Here is a 23479-nt window from a genome sequence, read left to right as displayed (position 1 = left end):
CTCATGCCGACGTTGCGCAACCACCCGAAACATGAAGGAGCTCACCTACCCTGTAATCCCTAAAAAGTGCTCCCCTCCCAGCGTTTGCTCAGAAGCATCGCATGGTCAGACGCCGATCGTAACCGCATTGGCCGCTTGCGCACGCCGACGATCTACCCGCGCTACCCCGCCGATCGCCGACGCTCAGGGGGTTCGAGCAGCTCAGCGAGCCGGGGACCGATCTCGGCCAACGCTTCGGCAGAGGTCATCAACTCGTGCGTCGACCCGATCGGGCGATCGATGATCTCATCGGAGACGAAAGGCTGCCAGTCGGCGGGGGTGCGATCGCCTCGAGCCTCGGCAGCTACCGACGCGCTGAAGAACTCGAGCGTCCCCTCGAACACCCCCGGCCGGTACTGCGAGTCCAGCTCGACCGTGCGCATGGCCGTGCGGTAGATCAGCCGTAGTCGTTCGGGTGTGAGCACGTCGACGCCTTGGCCGACGGCCATCGCGTGCAGCGCTGCCACGGCCTCGTCACCGATTTCCTGCAGGTTTTCCGCCGCGGGCAGGGCCGTGGCGTCCAGACCCAATTCTGTGAAGGCCTGACGGATCTGGTTCCGGAAATCGGTGAAGTCGCCGCCCGGGTAGGCGTCCAGGATCGCGAGCAACTCGACCTGCGCGCCGTCGGCCTGCAGTTCGGTCGCCACCGCGTGGGCGAGTTTGCCGCCGAGCGACCACCCGAGTATCCGGTACGGACCCTGGGGCTGCACCGCCCGAATCTCGGCGACATAGCGGCGAACGATCTCGGCCACCGAGCCCGGGTGGTAGTCGTCCTCGGTGAGCGCGGGCGTCTGGATGCCGTAGATCGGTTGGTCGGCCGGGAGGACCCGGGCAAGTCCGACATAGGACCACGACAGTCCGGCCAGCGGGTGCACGCAGAACAGCGGTGGCCTGGTGCCCGCGGCGCGGATCGGCAGGAGCACGCCGAGTGCGGCCGCGGCGCCGAATTCGACATCGTGTCCGTGCTCGAGTGCCGCGATGATCTGCTTCGAGATGCCGAGCACTGTCGGCTCGGTGAAGAACCAGGCGACCTTGATCTGCGCGCCGGTCACCTTGCGCAGTCGGCTGACGACCTGGGCGGCCAGTAGCGAATTTCCGCCGAGGCCGAAGAAGTCGTCGTCCAGGCCGACCCGCTCGACGCCGATCACCTCGGCGAAGACATCGGCGACGGTCGATTCGAGTGGCGTGGTCGGCGCGCGGAACTCCCTGGCCGCGAAGACGGGGGCGGGCAGCGCTCGGCGATCGAGCTTGCCGTTGGGGTTCAACGGCATGGCATCGAGTTCGACGATGGCGGCGGGAACCATATAGGACGGAAGGTGTTCGGCGACATGGGTCCGCAGTGCCTCGGCATCGACGGTGGTCGCGGGTACGACGTAGGCGACGAGCTGATCTGAACGCACCACTGCCACCGCCTGTGCCACCGAATCATGTCCGATGAGTACGGTTTCGACCTCGCCGAGCTCGATACGCAGACCGCGCAGCTTGACCTGGAAGTCGGTGCGACCGAGGTAGCCGATCGAACCGTCGGCCTCGCGGGTGACCAGGTCGCCGGTGCGATACATCCGGGAGCCTGGGGCACCGAACGGGTTGGCGACGAAGCGTTCCGCGGTCAGGTCGGTGCGACCGGCGTAGCCGCGCGCCAACTGTGCACCGGCCAAGTACAACTCGCCCGCGACACCCGAGGGGACCGGGTGCAGCCGGGAATCCAGTACGTACGCTTGGGCATTCCAGACCGGCAGGCCGATCGGCACCGCGCTATCGATATCGGCGGCCACCGGACAATGGGTCGCGTGGACGGCGAATTCGGTCGGGCCGTAGAGGTTGTAGAGCTCGGCCGAGCTGACCATGCGGATGGCCTGTACCGCGTCGGCGGTCAGGGCCTCACCTGCGATCAGTAGGGTGCGCAGCGACGCCAAGGCTGCGGCGTCGACTGCGCCCGCGAAGACGGTCAGCATCGAAGGCACGAACGAGGTCATGGTGACCTGTTCGGCCGCAATGACTTCCGCGAGGTACTGCGGGTCACGATGGCCGTCCGGGCCGGCCACGACGATTCGACCACCGGTGGACAGCGGGCCGAACAGTTCCCACACCGACACGTCGAACGTGGCAGGGGTCTTGAACAAGACGACGTCATCGGCACCGATGCCGTATTCGCCGGTGATCCAACGGATCTGGTTCACGACCGCTGAATGCGGTACCGTCACGCCCTTCGGACGACCGGTCGAACCGGAGGTGAAGATGACGTATGCGGTGTTGCTCGGCCGCAGTGGCGCGATCCGATCGGTGACCGGCTCGCCCGAGTAGCCGGACAGGTCCAGCTCGTCGATCATCAACGTCGGCAGCCCGGTCGCGAAGGCGTCGCGCGAGGTGGTCAGCACGCACACCGGCGCGGCCGACTCGAGCACATACCCGAGCCGGTCCGCGGGCTGATCGAGATCGAGCGGTACATAACCGCCACCCGCCTCCTGCACCGCGTACGCCGCGATCACAAAGTCGACCGAACGCCGCAAGCCGAGGGCGACAAGCTTTTCCGGACCGACACCGGACTCGATCAACCGTCGCGCCAACCGGTGCACACGCGCACCGAATTCGGCATATGTCAGGGTGGCGGATCGACTCGATGGGGAGTGGTCGGGCGACGGATGGTCCAACGAGGTGCTGGTCGCTGGCTCGATGATCGCGACCGCGGATGGCGTGCGCGCTGCCTGCCTCGCGAATTCATCCACAAGCGTCCCCACCACGCCCAGCTCATGGCTGGTGTCGTTCCACCGCCACAGCACCACCGCCCGTTCGGCATCGCTGAGCAGATCCATATCGCCGACCGGGGCGTCCGGGTGCGCGACGATCCGCTCGAGCAGGCAGACGAACCGGTCCGCGAATCCCTGGACAGTGATGTCATCGAAAAGATCCCTCGCGAAGGTCAATTCGGCGACCATCCCGGCGGATTCCTGAATGGTCAGCGAGAGATCGAACTTCGCGGCATCGATCTCCAGATCGACCGCGCCGATGCGCAAGCCAGGCAGTTCGAACGAGTTCTCGGGCAGATTCTGGAACGAAAGCAAGACTTGGAACAGCGGATGCCGGGCGGTCGAGCGCACCGGGTTCAGTAGGTCGACCAGTCGCTCGAACGGAATGTCGGCGTGGGCGAAAGCCCGTAGATCGGCATCCTTCGTCTGCGCCAGCAGCGCGGTGAAACCAAGGGCGCCTGGTACCTCGCTGCGCAGCACCAGGGTGTTGACGAACATGCCGATCACATGGTCGAGTTCGGCCCCACCGCGACCCGCGACCGGGGTGCCGATCGCGATGTCATCGGTACCGGACAACCGCGCGAGCAGAACCGCCAGCGCGGTGTGCACGACCATGAACATGGTAGCGTTCTCGGCGCGGGCGAGTTCCCGCAGCTCGCGGTGCAATTCGGTGCCGATCGTGAAGGTCACCCGACCGCCGCGGAAGGACTGCGTCGTCGGCCGCGGCCTGTCCGTAGGCAGATTCAGCTGGTCCGGCAATCCGGCGAGTGTGTTGCGCCAGTAGTTCGCCTGCGCCGTGATGACGCTGTCTGGATCGGCTTCCGAACCCAGCACTTCGCGCTGCCAGAGGCTGAAATCGGCGTACTGCACCGCAAGTGGCGCCCAGGCCGGTGCCGCACCGGCCGATCGGGATGCGTAGGCGATCATCAAATCACGGGTCAGCGGGCCCATGGACCAGCCGTCCGCACTGATGTGATGGGCAACCAGCACGAGCACATGCTCGTCGGTCTCGACCTGGAAGAGCTTGGCCCGCACCGGAACTTCCACCGTCACATCGAATCCGGCCGAGGCCGTCGCGATGACGTGCATGGACAGATCAGCCGCGCCAACTGGCACCGGCGTCATATCCGGCACCGCCTGTCGGGCGGGCACGATCACTTGCACTGGACCGTCATCGGTCTGTGGATAAACAGTGCGCAGTACCTCGTGCCGCTCGATCAGATCCGCGACGGCCAGCCGCAGCGCGACCAGATCCAACGCACCGGTCAGGCGCACGGCGGCCGGGATATTGTTCACCGCCGAGGACGGATCGAGCTGGTTGAGGAACCACATCCGTTGCTGTGCCAGCGACAGTGGAATCCGTTCCGGACGCGGACGGGCGCTCAGCGGGCGATAACCACCGGTTCCAGCGTGCTGTTCGATCTTGACCGCGAGCCCACCTACCGTCGACGCCTCGAACAAGGTGCGCACCGGCACCCGACCGCCGATGGCGGCACCGAGCCGGGCCACCACCTGGGTGGCGATCAGCGAATTGCCGCCGAGGGCGAAGAAGTCGTCGTCGACGCCGACCCGCGCCGAGCCGAGCACATCGCCGAAGACACCCGCCACGATCTCCTCGACCGGTGTTGCCGGAGCACGGAATTCGCGACTGGCGAAAGCGGGTTCCGGCAGGGCTTTGCGATCCAGTTTGCCGCTGGTATTCAACGGGAACGAGTCGAGTGCCACGATGGCGGCCGGAATCATATATGCCGGAAGAGATCCCGCGATCGCGGTCAGTAGTTCAGTCTGATCGATCTGGTGACCAGGGGTTGGCACGGCATACGCGACCAGCTGGTCGCCCAAGGTAGATGGCAGCACCGCCGCAACGGCCTGGCTCACCGAAGCCTCGGCCAGCAGCGCGGTTTCGATCTCGCCGAGTTCGATGCGCTGGCCGCGGAATTTGACCTGGAAATCGGTGCGGCCGAGGTAGTCGAGCACACCGCTCGCACGCCAGACGACCAGGTCACCGGTGCGGTACATGCGGGCGCCGTCGCCGAATGGGTTGGCAACGAACCGGTCCGAGGTCAGATCGGGTCGCCGCACATAGCCGCGGGCCAGCTGGTCACCGGCCAGGTACAGCTCACCGGCGACGCCCGCTGGCACCGGGTGCAGTCGCGAATCCAGCACGTATACCTGGGTGTTCCACTGCGGAACGCCGATCGGGACGGTGGGGCGGTCATTGCCGCGCGCCTCCCAGTAGGTCACCGAGACCGCGGCCTCGGTGGGGCCGTAGAGATTGTGCACGCGGGCATTCGATATGGCGCGCACGGCGTCGACGGTTTCCGGCGGCAGCGCCTCGCCGATCACGAAGATGTCCCGCAGCGTCGGGCAGGAGCCCGCCGGAGTGTGCGCGGCGAAGAGCGTCAACATCGACGGAACGAAGTCGGTGACAGTCACGCCATGTGCGGCAATGGTTTCCGCGATATAGCTCGGGTCGCGGTGGCCGTCATGGGTGGCGACGACCAGTTTCGCGCCCGCGCGCAGTGGCATGAAATAGCCCCACAGCGAGACGTCGAAGGTGGTCGCCGTCTTCTGCAGGTACACATCGCCGACGCGGAGCTGATATTGCGCCGACATCCAGGTCGTCTGGTTGTGGATGGCCGCATGCGAAATCGCCACGCCCTTGGGGCGACCGGTGGAGCCCGAGGTGAAGATGACGTAGGCCGGGTTCTCCGGACGCACCGGACGCAGCAGTTCATCACCGCGCACCGGATTCGCATCGAATTCGTCCAGCTCCAACGCATCCACATGCAGCAACGGCGTATCACCGGGCACCGCAACCGCATCCGCAGTGGTGGTCAGCACGACTATGGGCCGGGCGGTATCCAGAATGTGCGCGATCCGCTCCGCCGGATGATCCGGATCCAGCGGCACATACGCGCCACCGGCCGTCACGATCGCGTACATGCCGACGACCAGGTCCAGCGAACGCCGAATCGCCAGGCCCACCAGGGATTCCGTGCCGACACCCCGCTCGATCAGCAGCCGCGCCAAACGGTTGACCCGCTGGTCGAATTCGCGATAAGTCAGCGTCGCGAAGCGACTCGATGGGGGGTGGTGGTCGGGCGACGGGTGGGCCAGCGTCGCGGAGCGACTCGATGGGGGGTGGTGGTCGGTGCCTTCGTAGACCACCGCGATCGCATCGGGATAGTCAGCCACCGCTCGGCGATAGCTGTCGAGCAGCAGTTCCGGTGCCACCGGATCGGCGGTCTGGTTCCAGTCGATCAGGATTCGCTCCCGCTCGGCCGGGGCCAGCAGGTCGAGGTCGCCGACCGGGATGCGCGGCGCGGCGATGATCTGGTCGAGCAGGCGGGTGAAGCGCTTCGCGAAGCCCTCGACCGTCGCCTGGTCGAAAAGATCCTCGGCATAGACGAATTGACCGACCATACCGGCGGGCACGCCGTCCGCATCGTAGGCATCGCTCACGATGAGGTTCAGATCGAACTGCGCCACGTGGATGTCGATACCGACACCGGAAACGGTGAGGCCGGGCAGTTCGAGGCTGGACCGCTCCAGATTCTGGAACGACAGCCCGACCTGGAACAGCGGATGCCGCGCGGTCGAGCGGACCGGGTTGAGCACCTCTACCAGCCGCTCGAACGGGATATCCGCATGCGCGAATGCCCGGATATCGGTCTCCCGCTGACGTGCGGTGAGCTCGGTGAAGGTGGCACCGGCGTCCACCCGGGTGCGGAACACCAGGGTATTGACGAACATGCCGATCAGATTGTCCAGCGCGGCCTCACCGCGACCCGACACCGGGGTACCGATGGCAAGGTCATCGGTACCCGAGAGCCGGGCAAGCAGTACGGCCAGCGCGGTGTGCACGACCATGAACAGCGTCGCGCCCTCGGCGCGGGCCAATTCGATGAGGGCACGGTGGGTTTCGGGATCGATGCGCACCTCGGCGGTACCGCCCGCGAAGGACTGCGCTGCGGGGCGGGGGCGGTCCGACGGCAAATCCAGTTGTTCGGGCAGATCGGCCAGTGCGTCGCGCCAGTACGCAATCTGTTCGGCCGCCAGTGATTCCGGATCGTCCTCGCTGCCGAGCAGTTCGCGCTGCCAGATGCTGTAGTCCGCGTACTGCACGGTCAGCGGTGCCCAGCCTGGAGCGGTATCCGCGGCGCGGGCCGCATACGCCAGCATCAGATCGCGGGTCAGCGGTGCGACCGACGAACCGTCACCGGCGATGTGGTGTACGACCAGGGCGAGCACATATTCGTGTTCGATGGCGGCGTCCGCGGAGCCCTGCGCAGCCACGCCAGGTACTGCCGCCGGATCCGCTGCACCGGCGACATCGAAAAGCACGACCCGGACCGGCACCTCGCTGGTGACGTCGAAGATCGTCGCGGTCAGCTCGACGATGGCGGATTCGAGTTCATGCGGCACGACCTCGCGGATCGCTAGTTCAGGGCCGCCCGCATCCGAGGGCAGGATCAGTTGGGCCGGACCGGCGTCGGTCTGCGGATAGACAGTGCGCAGGATCTCGTGTCGCTCGACCACATCGGCGACCGCCTGGCGCAGCGCCGCTACATCGAGTGTGCCGGTGAGTCGCACGGCAATCGGGATGTTGTAGGCCGTGGACTCGGTGTCGAACCGGTTGAGGAACCACATCCGCTGCTGGGCCAGCGATAGCGGAATGTGTTGCGGTCGTTCGACTGCCACCAGTGCCTTGCGGTTGCCGGTACCGGTGAGCTGTTCCAGTTCGGCCGCGAGTTCGGCGACCGTGGATGCCTCGAAGAGCAGCCGCACGGGTACCCGGGTATCCAGCGCTGCACCGAGACGCGCCACCAATTGCGTTGCCAGCAGCGAATTTCCACCGAGTGCGAAGAAATCGTCGTCCAGGCCGAGGTAACGACTGTCGTCTGTGCCGATGCGCAGCACCGCGGCGAAGGTGCTCGCCACGATCTGTTCGGTATGGGTCTTCGGCGCACGGAAGGCCGCCTGTTCGAACACCGGTTCCGGCAGCGCCTTGCGATCCAACTTGCCCACCGGGGTCAGCGGGATCGCGTCGAGCACGACAATCACCGACGGCACCATATGCGGCGGCAGGCGCCGCGCGGCATGCTCGACGAGCACGCTGGGCTCGATGACCCGACCGGGCGCCGGCAGCACGTAGGACACCAGGATCGTCACACCCGCGTCGCTCTGCCTGCCCATGGTGGTCGCGAACTCCACATCGGTATGTCCACCGAGCACGGCATCGATCTCACCGAGTTCGATGCGATAGCCGCGGATCTTCACCTGGAAGTCCGAGCGGCCGACGTATTCCAGTGCCCACGGTATCGACGGCAGCGCCGCATTGCCCGCCCGCACGTCGGGTGCGGCGAACCAGCGCACCACGTCACCGGTGCGGTACATCCGCGCCCCCGGCTCGCCCCACGGATTTGCCACGAGACGGTGCGCGGAAAGCCCCGGGCGGTTGTGGTACCCGCGTGCCAATGCTCCGCCGGACAGATACAGCTCTCCCGCGACGCCCGGCGGCACCGGGTTCAGCCGGGCATCCAGCACCAGCGCCGACATGCCGTATACCGGTGTGCCGATCGTGATCGGCGCACCCGCCCGCAACGCCGCGTAGGAAGCGATCACCGTGGCCTCGGTCGGACCGTAGCCGTTGTAGTACCTGCGGCCCGGCTGCCACTTGCCGAGCAGCTCCGGTGTGGTGGCATCGCCGCAGACCATGAGCATTTCGAGCTGATCGAGTCCGACTGGATCCACCGAGCTGAGCACCGCCGGGGTGATGATCGAATGCGTGACGTGCTCGCTGCGCAGCAGATCACCCAGTTCCGGACCGCCGATAATGGCCGCGGGCACGATCACCAGGGTTGCGCCGACCGAAAGCGCGACAAGCCATTCCAGCACCGATACGTCGAAACTCGGCGAACAGATATGCAGGAGCCGGTGCCGGGGCTCCAGTCGGTACAGGCCGACTGAATGATCGACCAGTCCGCCGAGTCCGGTGTGGGTCACGGCGACACCCTTAGGCATGCCGGTCGAGCCCGAGGTGTAGATCACGTAGGCCACGTGGTGCGGTCGCAAGGGCATGATCCGGTCGACGTCGGTGACCGGCGCCGCGGATCGGTTCGCGCACAACGTCTCCGTCTCGGCATCGTCGAGCGCGAGCCATTGCACGTCATGGGGCAGATCACCCAGGAATTCCGAAGCGGTGAGGCCGATAAGCGCACCCGAATCGGTCAGCATGTGCCGCACCCGGTCCACCGGATAATTCGGGTCGACCGGCACATGTGCGCCACCGGCCTTCGACACCGCCAATACGGCGGCCACCATCTGGTAGGAGCGCGGCAGAGCCAGCGCCACCAGGCTTTCCGGACCGACACCGCGATCGATCAGCACCCTGGCCAACCGCGAGGAGTACTCATCGAGTTCGCGATAGCTGATCGACCGGTTCTGGTAGCGAATGGCCGTACGATCCGCACCGCGACGCAGCCCACGCACCAGCAGATCGGGTAGCAGCCCACCGGCCGTCAAATGATCCGGCTGCACCCGAGTCAGGAATTTCGCCTCGGATTCGGCGAGCAGCGACAGATCACCCACCGGCAGCTCCGGCCTGGTCGTGATCGCCTCGAGCAGCCGCACGAACCGATCGGCGAACACCCGAACCGTGGACTCATCGAACAGGTCACGCGCGTAGGAGAACACCGCGTACATGCCCTCGGCACCGCCCGCCAGCTCGGTAATCGCCAGCGATAGATCGAATTTCGCGGTATCGATCTCGAGATCGACTGCACTGACCCGCAGTTCGGGCAACTCGAACGAATTGTCCGGCAGATTCTGGAACGACAGCGCGACCTGGAACAGTGGATGCCGCGCTGTGGACCGCTCCGGATTCAGCAGATCGACCAGGCGCTCGAAGGGGATATCGGCATGCGCGAAGGCCTGTAAATCGACGTCCTTCACCACCGAAAGCAATTCCGCGAAGGTCGCACTGCCGCGCACCGGGGTTCGCAGCACCAGCGTATTGACGAACATGCCGATGACATCGTCCAATTCGGCCGCACCACGACCGGCCACCGGCGTGCCCACCGCGATGTCCTCGGTGCCCGACAGGCGGGCCAGGAAAACCGCGAGCGCGGTATGCACCACCATGAAGATCGTCGCGTTCTGTTCGCGGCCGATCTCCCGCAGCCCTCGGTGCACCCGCGGGTCCACCCGGAAACCGACTGTGCCACCGGCGAACGACTGTGCCGTTGGACGCGGCCGATCGGCGGGCAGGTTCAGCTCATCGGGCAGACCGACCAGTGCCGCGCGCCAGAAGTCGGCCTGCGCGGTGATCAGGCTCTCCGGATCTTCTTCGGAACCAAGCACTTTCCGTTGCCAGAGACTGAAATCCGCGTACTGAACCGGCAGCGGCCGCCATGCGGGCGGTGTACCGGCCGCGCGCGCTGCGTAGGCGAGCATGAGGTCGCGGGTCATCGGCCCCATCGACCAGCCATCCGCGCTGATGTGGTGGGCCACGAAAACGAGCACGTACTCATCCGCTGACCCCACCTGGAGCAGCGCACCGCGCACCGGTACCTGATCGGTGACATCGAATCCGGCGGCGATGATCTCGACGACCTTCGCGTGCACCGCATCCGGCGCGACGCGCTGCGGGGTCAGATCCGGAACCGCCTGTGCCGCGGGCAGGATCACCTGATGTGGCACGCCGTCGCGGTCGGCCGGGTAAACGGTGCGCAGGGATTCGTGCCGCTCGATCAGATCGCCGACGGCCTGTTGCAATGCGGCGCTATCCAGCGCACCCGTCAGCCGAACCGCCACCGGCAGATTGTTCACCGCCGATCCGATATCGAACTGGTTGAGGAACCACATCCGCTGCTGTGCCAGCGACAGTGGGATCTGTTCCGGCCGTGAGCCGGCCACCAGCGGCACATCGCGGCGCTGACCCGCAGCGGGTGTGACCGCTGCGGCCAGAGCGGTGACCGTCGGTGCCTCGAAAACAGCCCGCACCGCGACGCGGCTACCGATGGCCGAACCCAGTCGGGCGACTACGCGGGTGGCGACCAGCGAATTGCCGCCCAAGTCGAAGAAGTCATCGTCGGCACCCACGCGCTCGATGCCGAGCAGATCGGCGAATACCTCCGCGACGGTGCGTTCCAGCGGTGTCGAAGGCTCCCGGTAGGTCCGTCCGATGAACTCCGGTGTGGGCAGCGCCTTGCGGTCGAGTTTGCCGCTCGCATTGAGCGGTAGGGCATCCAGATGCACGATCGCGGACGGAACCATATACGACGGCAGCGCCGCGCGTGCGTGGCCGAGCAGCGCATCATCATCGATCCGCGCATCGGACGCGGCCACCACATAGGCGACCAACCGATCACCGGCGCTCCCCTTGATCAGCGCCACGGCCGCACGCTGCACGGCATCCAGACCGAGCAGCACCGACTCGATCTCGCCGAGTTCGACGCGCTGACCGCGCAGTTTGACCTGGAAGTCACTGCGCCCCAGATATTCCAGAGCGTATCCGCCATCGACAGGCACCCAGCGCACCACATCGCCGGTGCGATACAACCGCGCACCGTCGGCATGCGCGACAAACCGTTCGGCGGTCAGCGCCGGGGCGTGCACATAGCTACGCGCCAGTTGCACACCAGCGACATACAATTCGCCGATCGCACCGACCGGAACCGACCGCAAATGCCGGTCGAGCACATGCACTCGGGTATTGGCGACCGCGGTACCGATCGGAATCGCGAACCGCCCACCGGCTTCGGCGCGCCGAGCGGTGACCACGGTAGCCTCGGCGGGGCCGTACCAGTTGAACAGTTCCGCATTCGGCAGGGACGCGGTGAAGCGTGCGACGGTGCCCGCGGACAATGCCTCACCGGCCGCGAATACCCGCCGCAACGATGGGTAGGCCGCCTTTCCCACACCGTCGAGGAATGCGTCGAGCATCGACGGCACGAAATGCGCCGTGCTAACGGAGTATTCGCGGATCAGGCGCGCCAGGTACGCGGGATCGCGATGACCGTCCGGTTCGGCGATGACTACCGCCGCACCGGTCTGCAAGGGCCAGAACAGCTCCCATGTGGAGATATCGAAGGTGATCGGCGTCTTGTGCAGCACCACATCGCCGGGACCGTGCGGATAGGTCAGCTGCGCCCACCGGAATTGATTGGCCATCTGCCGATGCGTGATCGCCACGCCCTTCGGTCGACCGGTCGAGCCGGAGGTGTAGATGACGTAAGCGGTGTTGTCGGGAAGTGGTGCCGCGAGGGAGTCGGTCGGCAAGCCACCGAGTATCGAGACGTCATCAGGTCGGGGGAAAAGGTCCACATAAACGAGCGGTGCCGCGATCTCGGTTTCGAAGCCGGTCCCGGTCGTGGTCAGCACACATGCCGGAGCCGCGCTGGACAAAACATATGCACTGCGCTCGGCCGGATGATCGGGATCGATCGGCACATACGCACCCCCGGCCCGCAACACACCGTAGATCGCGACGAACATTTCGATGCTGCGCCGCATCGCCACCGCCACCAGCGATTCCGGGCCGACACCGCGACAGACCAAGACATGTGCCAGCTCCCGCGAACGCGCATCGAGTTCGCGATAGCTCAGCGTGGTATCGCCACAAAGAATCGCGGGTGCGTCCGGAGTGCGGGCGACCTGCGCGTCGAACAGCGTCAGCAGAGTCGAACCATCCAGCAGCTCAATCAAGTCGGTGGCATTGACGGCGTCGAGTGCGGCGCGATCGGCATCGGTCAGCGCATCGACCTGGGCGATCTTGGCGAACGGATCACTGAGGAACCGTCCGATCAGTACCGAGAAGCGTTGTGCCAGTCCCTGGGCCGCCGTCTCGTCGAGGACATCGCGCAGGTACTTCAGGGTGAAGTGCATGCGCGCGCCAGGGACGATCACCACAGTGACCGGGTAGTGCGTGCCGTTCACCGCGACCGCGCCGTCGATGCTCATTCCATCGAGGGCACCAGCCGCCGCTGTCAGCGCCTGCTCGTCGACGGGAAACGATTCGAACACCACCAGAGTGTCGAAAAGCCCGTCCACGCCGACGATTTCCTGAATTTCGCTCAAGCCGAGGTAGTGGTGGTCCAGCAACGCCGCCTGTTCGGCCTGCAACTGCCGCAGCAATCCGGCGAGCGTGTCGTTCGCATCCAGACGCACTCGGACCGGAATCGCATTGAGGAACAAGCCGACCATCGTCTCGATGCCATCGAGCTGCGGCGGCCGTCCGGAAACGGTAGCGCCGAACACGACATCGTCGCGGTCTACACTGCGGCCGATCAACAAGCCCCAAGCCGCCTGGATGACGGTATTGACGGTCACTCCGGCATCGGCGGCCGAGCGGCTCAGCGCCTTGGTATCCGCCTCGGACAACTCGAAGGCGACTTCGCCTGCGCCCGCGGAGATCTCGCGGGCCGGATCGACGGAAGCCAGCGGTGTCGGCTCGGTAATACCGTCCAGCACCTCACGCCAGGCCTTGCGCGCGGCACTGTGGTCCTGCGCGCCGAGCCAGGCCAGATAGTCACGGTAGGAGCGGGCCTGCGGCAACTGGCTCGCATCACCACCGAGCACGTACAGCGTGAGTAGATCCTGGGTCAGCAGCGGCATCGACCAACCATCGATGAGGATGTGATGACTGGTGACCAGCAGGTGATAGGCCGCTGCCCTCGTACGGATCAGGGTGAACCGCAGCAGCGGCGCCCTGCGCATATCGAAATGGTCGGCGAGCTCCGCGGCCATGATGACCTGCAACTCGCCGATGGCATCCGCATGATCGGTGAGATCGACCGCACGCCATGGCACTTCGACCTCGTCGAGCACGACCTGCACGGGATTGCCCGCGGCATCCTCGGCAAACGCGACCCGCAGGTTCACATGCCGACCCACCACGGCCACCGCCGCCGCACGTAGTCGCTCGACATCGACGTCACCGCCGAGATCGACCATGAACTGGGTCATATACGCATCGACCGACTGCTCGGCCAACTGCGCGTGGAACAGCATGCCCGACTGCAATGGGGTCAGCGGCCACACCTCGACCAGCGTTGGGTATTCCCGTGCCAGCCGGTCATGATCGGCCTGTGACAGCTCGACCAGCGGACCCCGCACACCGGTCTCGACCGAGGCTCCCTGAGTGGCGAGCGGGGCGAGGACCGCGACCGTACGCGATTCGAATACGTCTCGAGGCGTGAAGATCACCCCGCGCGCCCTGGCCCGCGACACCACCTGGATCGAGGTGATGCTGTCGCCACCGAGTGCGAAGAAGTCGTCGTCGAGACCGATGCGCTCGATACCGAGCACCTCGCCGAGCACCTCGGCGATGATCTGTTCGATTTCGGTCTCCGGTGCCCGGTACTTCTTGGTCTCCAGCACCGGTGCGGGCAGTGCGCGACGATCCAGCTTCCCGACGGGGGTCAGCGGAATCGTATCGAGCATGGTAATGACGGTCGGCACCATATGCGCGGGTAGCGAGCGTTCGGCGAAGGCCGTCAGCTCATCGGTCTGCACGACCGCGTCGGCCGCCGCGTGCACATAGGACGCGAGAATCGTTGCGCCGGTGTCGAGTTTGTGCCCGACGGTGACGACGAAGTCCACACTGTCGTGCGCACCGAGCACCGCATCGATCTCACCGAGTTCGATGCGGAAACCGCGGATCTTGACCTGGAAGTCGTTGCGGCCCACATATTCGATCTCACCGGCTGTGGTCCAACGCACGAGATCACCGGTGGCGTAGAGCCGCGAACCGCTGGGATCGAACGGGTTCGCTACGAAACGCGATGCGGTCAGCGCGGGTCGATCGTGATAACCACGCGCCACCTGCGAACCCGAGATGTACAGTTCGCCGACCACGCCGCGAGGCACCTTATTCAGCCGATCGTCGAGCACATATTCGGTAATGGCGCGGATCGGACCGCCGATGGTCACTACCGCACCGGGTGTCATCGGCGGGCTGATATTGGTCATGATCGTGGTCTCGGTCGGCCCGTAGCCATTGAAGAACTCACGAGTGCGACCGTCGGCGAGCGGTAACACCCAGCGCCGCACCAGATCCGGCGGGCAGGCCTCGCCACCGGCGACGACAACCCGAAAATCGTCGAGGCCCGCCGGATCGACCGAGGCGAGCGCGGCCGGGGTGATGAACGCGTGTGTCACCCGCTCCCGGCGCAGCAGCATCGCCAACTCGTCGCCGCCGTAGATATTCGGCGCGACCACCACCATGGTCGCCGCGCCACCGAGTGCGAGCAGCAGCTCGAGCACCGATGCGTCAAAGGACGGCGACGCGAAATGCAGTGTGCGCGATTGATTTGTCACGCGGTATCGCTCGCGCTGCTCGTCGCAGAAGCTGGACAGTCCGGCCTGCGTGACGACGACGCCCTTCGGTTTACCGGTGGAGCCGGAGGTGTAGATGACGTAGGCCGGGTTCTCCGCGCGCACCGCGCGGACCCGGTCCGCATAGGTGATCGCCTCGCCCGAGTATTCCTCGAGGCGCAATGCGAATTCCGGCGTATCGATGACCAGCCACTCCGCCCGATCCGGCAACTCCGCCGCCACCTCGGCGACCGCGAGCCCGAGCACGGCACCGGAATCGGTCACCATGTGCGCGACGCGCTCGGCCGGATAATTCGGGTCGACCGGCACGAATCCGGCGCCGGTCTTGGCCACCGCCCACACCGCGACCACCGATTCCAGCGACCGCGGGATACCAACGGCGACAAGATCTTCCGGACCAACACCGCGCTCGATGAGTAACCGCGCCAACCGGGTCGACCGATCGTCGAGTTCGGCGTAGCTGAGCTGCCCCTTGGTCGCGCTCGCATCGGCGCAGACCACGGCGATACCGTCCGGATTCGCCTCGACAGCAGCCGCCATCAGCTGCGGCAGCGTGGTGACCCGCGACTGACGCGTCCGGACCGGGCGGCGACGCGCTGGCCGGGTCACGCGAACGACCCCCCTCCGATATCGCGCGGCCGCACCCGAACCTCTCCCATCGACCGATATCCCGGCATAGGAACTTTCCTCCCCTCCCGCTCGTCACTACCCGGACCGGTCACCACCGGTAACGGCCCGTGCGAGCACCGGCCGCCGATCTTCCGGGTGGAAGATCAACTCGGGTCCTGGACGCCCAAGAGCGCACCGAGGTCGACCACAACCGGGACGGCCCCGAATTCCGGCGCGGGCGCGCCGTCATCCAGCACCACCGCGTACAGATCTTCCAGCCCTGCCACCTCAACGGGCCCGAGTCCGGCCCGATCGATGAACAGATGCGTCACCCATTCGTCGGCCAATAGCGCCGAAAGCGTTACGGCATCCAGGTCACCGGCGGTCACCACCACCGACGCGCCGTTCTCACCGGCCGCGACCACTTCCAACAGCGCCGCCGCCGAATCCGCGCGGCCGTGCCGGAACAGCCGGGACTCGAAGGTGAGTTCGGTGCGCGCCCGCAGCCGCTTGGTCGCGACGGAAATGTCGTTGTAGGACAACGCAACTCCGGCGACGAAGGCAAGATCCTCGCCGCGCAGCGCCTGGGTCCGGTTCGCGTAGGTCACCGGTCGCGGCGATTCGGCGGCGATCTCGGCGAGCACGTCCGGATCGTCCAGGGCCAGCCAGTCGATACTGCTATCAGCGGGCCATGCACCGGTGGTAAGCCCGACCTTGACCTCGAGGCCAACCGGCAAAGGCCGCTCGAGACCGCTCACCGGGATCAATGCGGCACCGGCCTTGAGCACCGCCCAAGTGGCGACTACCGCGTCCACCCCACGATCCAGCCGGATCACGACACCGGTGCGCGGACCGCAGCCGCGGCCGATCAGCACCCGAGCCAACCGCGAGGACCGCGCGTCGAGATCCTGGAAGGACACCGCGTCCTCGCCGAAGACCACCGCGGGCCCGTCCGGATCCTCCTCCACCGCGGCGGCCAGCGCCTGAGTCAGCGCCGCACCACTGGTGACCGGCACACCATCATCGACGGGCTGCGGCACGGTTTCCGGCGCGGCCAGTGCGCGATCGCGTTCGGCGGCATCGAGGATATCGATGTCGCCCACGCTGATCTGCGGGTCCGCCACGACGGCGGTGCAGATCCGAGTCAGCCTGCGGCCGAATGCCTGCACCGTCGATGCGTCGAAAAGGTCGGTGGCGTAATTGAATACCGCGACCAGCTCGCCCGGAGCGCCGTCCGCGCCGTGCCGCGGCTCGACGGTCAACTGCAGATCGAACTTCGCCGCGACCGCACCGGTATCCAGCGCCGCGACCGTCAGACCGGGCAATTCCAGCTTCGGCGGCTCCAGATTGTCGAAGGAAAGCACCACTTGGAACAGCGGGTTGTGCGAGGTCGCCCGGTTGGGCAGCACCACCTCGACCACTCGCTCGAACGGAATATCGGCATTGCCGAAGGCCGAAAGGTCGGTCTCGCGCACGTGTTCGACGAGCGCGTCGAAGGTGGTTCCCGATTCTGTCGTGGTGCGCAGTGCCAAGGTATTGACGAACATGCCGACCAGATCGTCGAGCGCGCGCTCACCGCGGCCCGCGATGGGGGTGCCGATCGTGATATCGGAACTGCCGGACAGTCGCGCCAGCAGCACCGCGAGCACCGCGTGCACGACCATGAACAGTGACGAATTATGTTCCCGGGCAATGCGAATCAGTCCGGCATGCACCTCGGGTGAAAGCGTGCAGGCCGTCGACGCGCCGCGCATGGACGGTACCGCGGGACGCGGCCGGTCCAGCGGCAGCTCGAGTGCGCCGGACAGTCCTGCCAATTGCTCGCGCCAGTAGGCCAATTGCTGTGCGGCGACGGAATTCTCGTCGTCGTCGGTACCGATAGCCGCACGCTGCCAGATCGCGAAGTCGGCGTACTGCACCTCGAGCGGCGTCCAGGTCGGGACATCACCGGCACAGCGCGCGGCGTAGGCGAGCATCAGGTCACGGGCCAGCGGTGCCATCGAGGCGCCGTCGGCCGAAATGTGGTGCACCACCATGGCGAGCAGATGACGCTCCGGGGTCCCACGCAGCAGCACGCCGCGCACCGGAACCTCTCGGGTCACATCGAATCCGGTCGACATCAGCTCGGTGATGCGGACGATCGGATCGGTGCTCGATTCGACCGCGAGCCCGCCCGGCCAGGCCTCGGCGACCGGCAGGATCTCCTGGTACGGCAGCCCGCCCGGCCCCGTCGACGGGTAGCGGGTGCGCAGCGCCTCGTGCCGCTCGAGCACATCGGCGATGGCATCGCGCAGCGCCTGCACATCGAGGGCACCGGTCAGGCCGATGCCGAGCGGGATGTTGTAGGCCGCCGAGCGGGTATCGAACTGATTGAGCACCCACATGCGCTGCTGCGCCAGCGATAACGGCACCCGTTCCGGGCGCGCCGTCACAACCAGCGGGGTACGGGTTCCGGTCGAGGAGCCGGGCACGATTCGTGCGGCCAGCGCCGAAACCGTCGATGCCTCGAATAGCTCGCGCACCGAGACATTGGCGTCCAACGCCTCGTTGATCCGGCTCACCGCCCTGGTGGCCAGCAATGAATTACCGCCGAGGACGAAGAAATCGTCGTCCAGACCGACATCGCGGACACCGAGCAGTCCGGCGAATACCCCGGCGACGGCCTGCTCGATCGGGGTCTGCGGGGCGCGGTAGGTGGCGCTGCTGACGAATTCCGGTGCGGGCAGCGCCTTTCGGTCCAGCTTGCCGTTCGGGGTCAGCGGCAGCGCGTCGAGTACGACGATCGCGTCCGGAACCATATAGCTGGGCAGGAATTCGGCGATCATGCTGCGCAGCTGCGTGCCCTGCACCTGCGAATCCGCCTTGGCCACCACATATCCGACCAGACGGTCACCGGTGTGTTCGTCGGAGCGCACCAGCACCATTGCCTGGCTGATCGACGGCTGGGCGAGCAGCGCCGATTCGATCTCACCGAGTTCGATGCGGAAGCCGCGCAGCTGCACCTGCTGGTCAGTGCGCCCGGCGTATTCGAGGTTCGCGTGGCCCGCGAAACCGGCCCAGCGACCGAGGTCGCCGGTGCGGTACATGCGAGATCCCGCCGCCCCGAACGGATTCGCTACGAAACGGGTCGCGGCCAATCCGGGCCGCCCGAGGTAGCCGCGGGACAACTGCGCACCGCTGATATAGATTTCGCCCGCCACTCCGACCGGAGCCGGATGCAGCCGATCATCGAGCACATAGCTCTCCAGGCCGGGCAGCGCACGACCGATGGCACTGGCCGGATTCTCGGCGAGCTGCTCATCCAGCGCCAGGAACGACACGTGCACCGTGGTTTCGGTGATGCCATACATATTGACCAGCCACGGCGTATCGAAGGCGTGCCGCTCGTACCAGCGCCGCAGCTGACGCAGATCCAGCGCCTCACCACCGAATACGACATAGCGCAGCGCGAATTTGCCCTGGTCCCCGGTATGTGAGGCGCGATCGGCCTCGGCGAGCTGGTAGAAGGCCGACGGCGTCTGGTTCAGCACCGTGACCTGTTCGCGAATCAGCAAGTCGCGCAGCTGTTCCGGGGAGCGAGAGGTCAGGTAGTCGACCACGACCACGGTGCCGCCATTGGCGAGCGCGCACCACAGTTCCCACACCGAGAAGTCGAAGGCGAAGGAGTGGAACAGCGTCCACACATCGGTGTCGTCGAATTCGAACATCAACTGGGTGTTGGCGAACAGTTCCACCACATTGCGATGTGAAACGCTCACGCCCTTCGGCACACCCGTGGAGCCCGAGGTGTAGATGACATAGGCCAGGTTGTCCGGCCGCAGCCGGGACGTGCGCTCGATATCGGTGATCGGCGATTCGCCGAAGCCCGCGGTTTCATCGAGCAGCACCACCGGGGCATCCGTCGCCGGAAGCTCGCCCAGCAGATCCGAGGTGGTCAGCACACAGGTCGGCCGCGCGTCGCTGAGCATGAACTCGAGTCGCGGCGCCGGATAGGTGATGTCGATCGGCAGATATCCGGCACCGGCGGTGAGCACACCGAGCAGCGCGATGGGCAGCTGCTCGGAGCGTGCGACGGCAACGGCGACCAGTGCTTCCGGTCCCGCACCGCGCGCCATCAACGCCCGCGCCACCTGATTCGCGCGCCGCTGTAGTTCACCGAAACTCAGTGCGGTACTGCCGAATCGGACCGCGACCGCATCCGGACGGCGCCGTGCCTGCGCCTGGATGAGATCGAGCAGTGTCACATCCGGCACCGCAGCACCGGCCGAATTCCATTCGTGCAGAACCAGCTCGCGCTCGCCGGGGGCGAGCAGATCGATATCGCCGAGCACCGCATCGGAGTCGGCGGCCACTGCGGACAGCACCCGCAGGAAGCGATCGGCGAAGTCCTGCACCGTGGCGGCATCGAACAAGTCGGTGGCATAGGTGAATGTCGCCGACATGCCTCGCGCCGCGGTGTCGGATTCCGCGATCTCGAGCTGCAGATCGAACTTGGCCAGCGCCACCCCGTGTTCCACACCCGCGACCGTCAGACCCGGCAGCTCCAGTTCGGTGCGCGCCAGATTCTGGAAGACCAGCATTACTTGGAACAGCGGATGCCGCGCGGCCGAGCGCACCGGATCGAGCAGTTCGACCAACCGCTCGAACGGCACGTCGGCGTGTCCGAAGGCCGCGACATCGACCTTGCGCACCGTACGTAGCAGGTCGTCGAAGGTCATGGCGGGATCGATCTCGGTTCGCAGCACCAGGGTGTTGACGAACATGCCGATCAGATCGTCCAGCGCCGCCTCGCCGCGACCGGCCACCGGGGTGCCGATCGCGATGTCGCGGGTGCCCGACAGTCGGGCGAGCAGTACCGCGAGCGCGGCGTGCACGACCATGAACAGGGTCGAATTGTGTTCGCGCGCAAGCTGGTCGAGACGGCCGTGAATGTCGGCATCGATGTCGAAGGCGAGGACGGCACCATTGTTGGATGCGGTGGCGGGACGCGGCCGATCCGCGGGCAGATCCAATTGTTCCGGCAGCGCGGCCAATTCGTTGCGCCAGAACTCGATCTGCTGCGCGAAGACCGATTCCGGGTCGTATTCGCTGCCGAGGGTTTCGCGCTGCCAAAGGGTGTAGTCGGCGTATTGCACTGCCAGCGGTGGCCATTCGGGCCGTCCGCCGCGCACGCGCTCGCTGTATGCCGCCATCAGATCGCGGGCAAGCGGACCGAGCGAGAAACCGTCACCCGCGATGTGGTGCACCACGCACACCAGCACATATTCTGACTCGCCGAGCTGGAATAGCCGCAGCCGCACCGGCGGTGCGGCCGTCACATCGAATCCGTCCAGCACCTCGGCCCGGATCAGTTCCGAAAGTTCTTGTGCTACAGCGGCGGTCACCGGCAGTTCGGGCACCGCGCGGGCATCGGTGACGGGCAGAATGACCTGGAAACCCTCGCCATCGATATCCGGATAGATAGTGCGCAGCACCTCGTGCCGCCCGATCAGATCGCGCGTCGCCGCGAGCAGCGCATCGACATCCAGTCGCCCGGACAGTCGCACCGCAAGCGGAATGTTATTGACCGCACTCGCCGTATCGAAACGGTTCAGGAACCACATCCGCTGCTGCGCATACGACAGCGGAATCCGATCGGGTCGGGTCTGCGCGGTCAGCGCCCGGCCGTCCGCCGAACCCGCGTGCTGCTCGACACGTTGGGCCAGTACCGAAACCTTCGACGCCTCGAAGAGCAGCTGCACCGGCACCCGGAGACCGAGTGCGAAACCGATGCGCGCGGCGGCTTGGGTGGCCAGCAGTGAGTTGCCGCCAAGGTCGAAGAAGTCGTCATCCACGCCGACGCGCGCATCCGTCGTGGGACCGAGCAGCAGCGCCGCGAATACATCGGCGATGATTTCCTCGACCGGCGTTGCCGGAGCACGGAACTGACGTGCGGCGAAGACCGGTTCTGGCAGTGCCGCCCGGTCCAACTTGCCGACCGGGGTCAGCGGGATCTCGTCCAACACCATGATGGCGGCCGGAATCATATAGTCCGGCAACGATTCTCCGAGATGCGCGACCAGCTGGCCGGTGTCGAGGGTGGCCCCCGCACGCGGCAGCACATACGCGATCAGCGAGGTCGTACCCGAGGGCAGCGTCTTGCCGAGCGTGGCCGCGAAGTCGACATCCGGATGTGTGCTGAGCGCGTTATCGATCTCGCCGAGTTCGATGCGCAGCCCGCGGATCTTGACCTGGAAATCGGATCGGCCGAGGTACTCCAGAGTGCCGGTTTCGTTGCGCCGCACCAGATCTCCGGTGCGGTACAGGCGTGCACCCGGGTTATCGACGTCCGCGCCGAACGGGCTGGCCACGAAGCGTTCCGCGGTCAGCGCCGGTCGACCGAGATAACCCTGTGCGAGCACCGCGCCCGAGACGTAGAGCTCACCGACGACTCCCGCGGGCACCGGTCGCAACCGCGCGTCGAGGATGAAGGCGCCAACGCCCGCGATGGCCGAGCCGATAGTGACGGGCTCTCCGGGCGCGATGGCCTCGGTGGTGGTGACCATGACGGTCGCCTCGCTCGGCCCGTACGCATTGAATACCGCGCGCCCGCTATCCACCCAGCGCGCCACCAATTCCGCGGGCAGCCGGTCCCCGCCCGCCACCACGACCTGCACGTCATCGAGACCGGCGGGATCCAGCGATTCCAGCGCACCCGGGGTGATCAGCAGATGGGTGACCTGTTGGCGGCGCAGCAGATCCGCGAGTTCGACCCCGCCGAATACCGTCGGCGGCGCGATGACCAGCGTCGCGCCCACCGAGAAGGTGAACAGCGTCTCCATTATCGAGAAGTCGAAACTGGGCGAGCTCAGATGCGAGACGCAGGAGTCCGCGTCGATCAGATAGTGTTCGCCGATCGCCGCCAGCCCCGCCAGACCGGTATGAGTGACCGCGACGCCCTTCGGCTTACCGGTGGAACCAGAGGTATAGATGACGTAGGCCGGATGGTTTTCATTGACCGCCCGCACCCGATCGGCATAGGAGACCGGGTGATCGGGCCGGGCGGCGATGCGCTCGGACACCACCGGATCGTCCAATTCGATCCAATAGGCCGAGGTGCCGAGCTTGGCCCGATGCGCCGAGGTGGTCAGACCGTGTGCGGCACCCGAATCGGTGACGATGTGCTGAATCCGCTCCGCCGGATAATTCGGATCGACCGGCACATAGGCCGCACCCGTCTTCGCGATCGCCCACAGCGCGACGATCGATTCGACCGAACGGGTAATGCCCATCGCCACGTAATCGCCCGCGCCGATCCCGCGGTCGATCAGCTCGCGCGCGACCCGTGAAGAGCGGGCATCGAGTTCGCGATAGGTGAGTTCGCGCTGGTCCGCGGGATCACCGGTCGGGTTGAAACGCAGTGCGATCGAGGTGGCCGCGGACTCCACCGCGGCCGTGAGCAGCTGAGCGAACAGCGGGCTGCCCGACCTGCGTCGGCGACTACCTCGGGCGGAACGACGAGCAGTTTCCATTCGGGTGTAATCACCTCTCGGGTCGAGCTGAGACCTGCCCCCGACCCCGCTGCAGGGCGTCGTGCGCCGGGGGCCAAACCAGTCCGAGTCATCATATAAGCCTGAAACACGCGCGGTTATGTCTCCGCCCGAAGGGCGCAGACGGCACAGCTGTGTATCGGTCTCTGATGACCGATGTTGCGGACCCATCAGACCAGGGTGACCTACATCACATACTGGTCGGACTATTCC

At 66.2% G+C, this 23479-nt stretch carries 2 protein-coding genes; both read right to left on the bottom strand.

From position 1 onward, the window contains the following. Window positions 1-161: 161 nt before the first annotated feature. Window positions 162-15737: an amino acid adenylation domain-containing protein gene (locus ACIBG0_RS10690; RefSeq protein WP_397031371.1), complete on the bottom strand. Its 15576-nt coding sequence runs from the start codon at window positions 15735-15737 to the stop codon at window positions 162-164. A gap of 164 nt (window positions 15738-15901) precedes the next feature. Continuing rightward, window positions 15902-23248: an amino acid adenylation domain-containing protein gene (locus tag ACIBG0_RS10685; RefSeq protein ID WP_397031369.1), complete on the bottom strand. Its 7347-nt coding sequence runs from the start codon at window positions 23246-23248 to the stop codon at window positions 15902-15904. Window positions 23249-23479: the final 231 nt, after the last annotated feature.

The sequence above is a fragment of the Nocardia sp. NPDC050630 genome (assembly GCF_044457245.1).
Lineage (GTDB): Bacteria > Actinomycetota > Actinomycetes > Mycobacteriales > Mycobacteriaceae > Nocardia.
Note: the sequence above shows the minus strand (reverse complement) of the source record. Positions and strands in the feature narration are given on the sequence as shown.

Coding starts and splice junctions, on each gene's coding strand:
- ACIBG0_RS10685 (WP_397031369.1), bottom strand. CDS start 23,248: ATGGAAACTGCTCGTCGTTCCGCCCGAGGTAGTCGCCGACGCAGGTCG.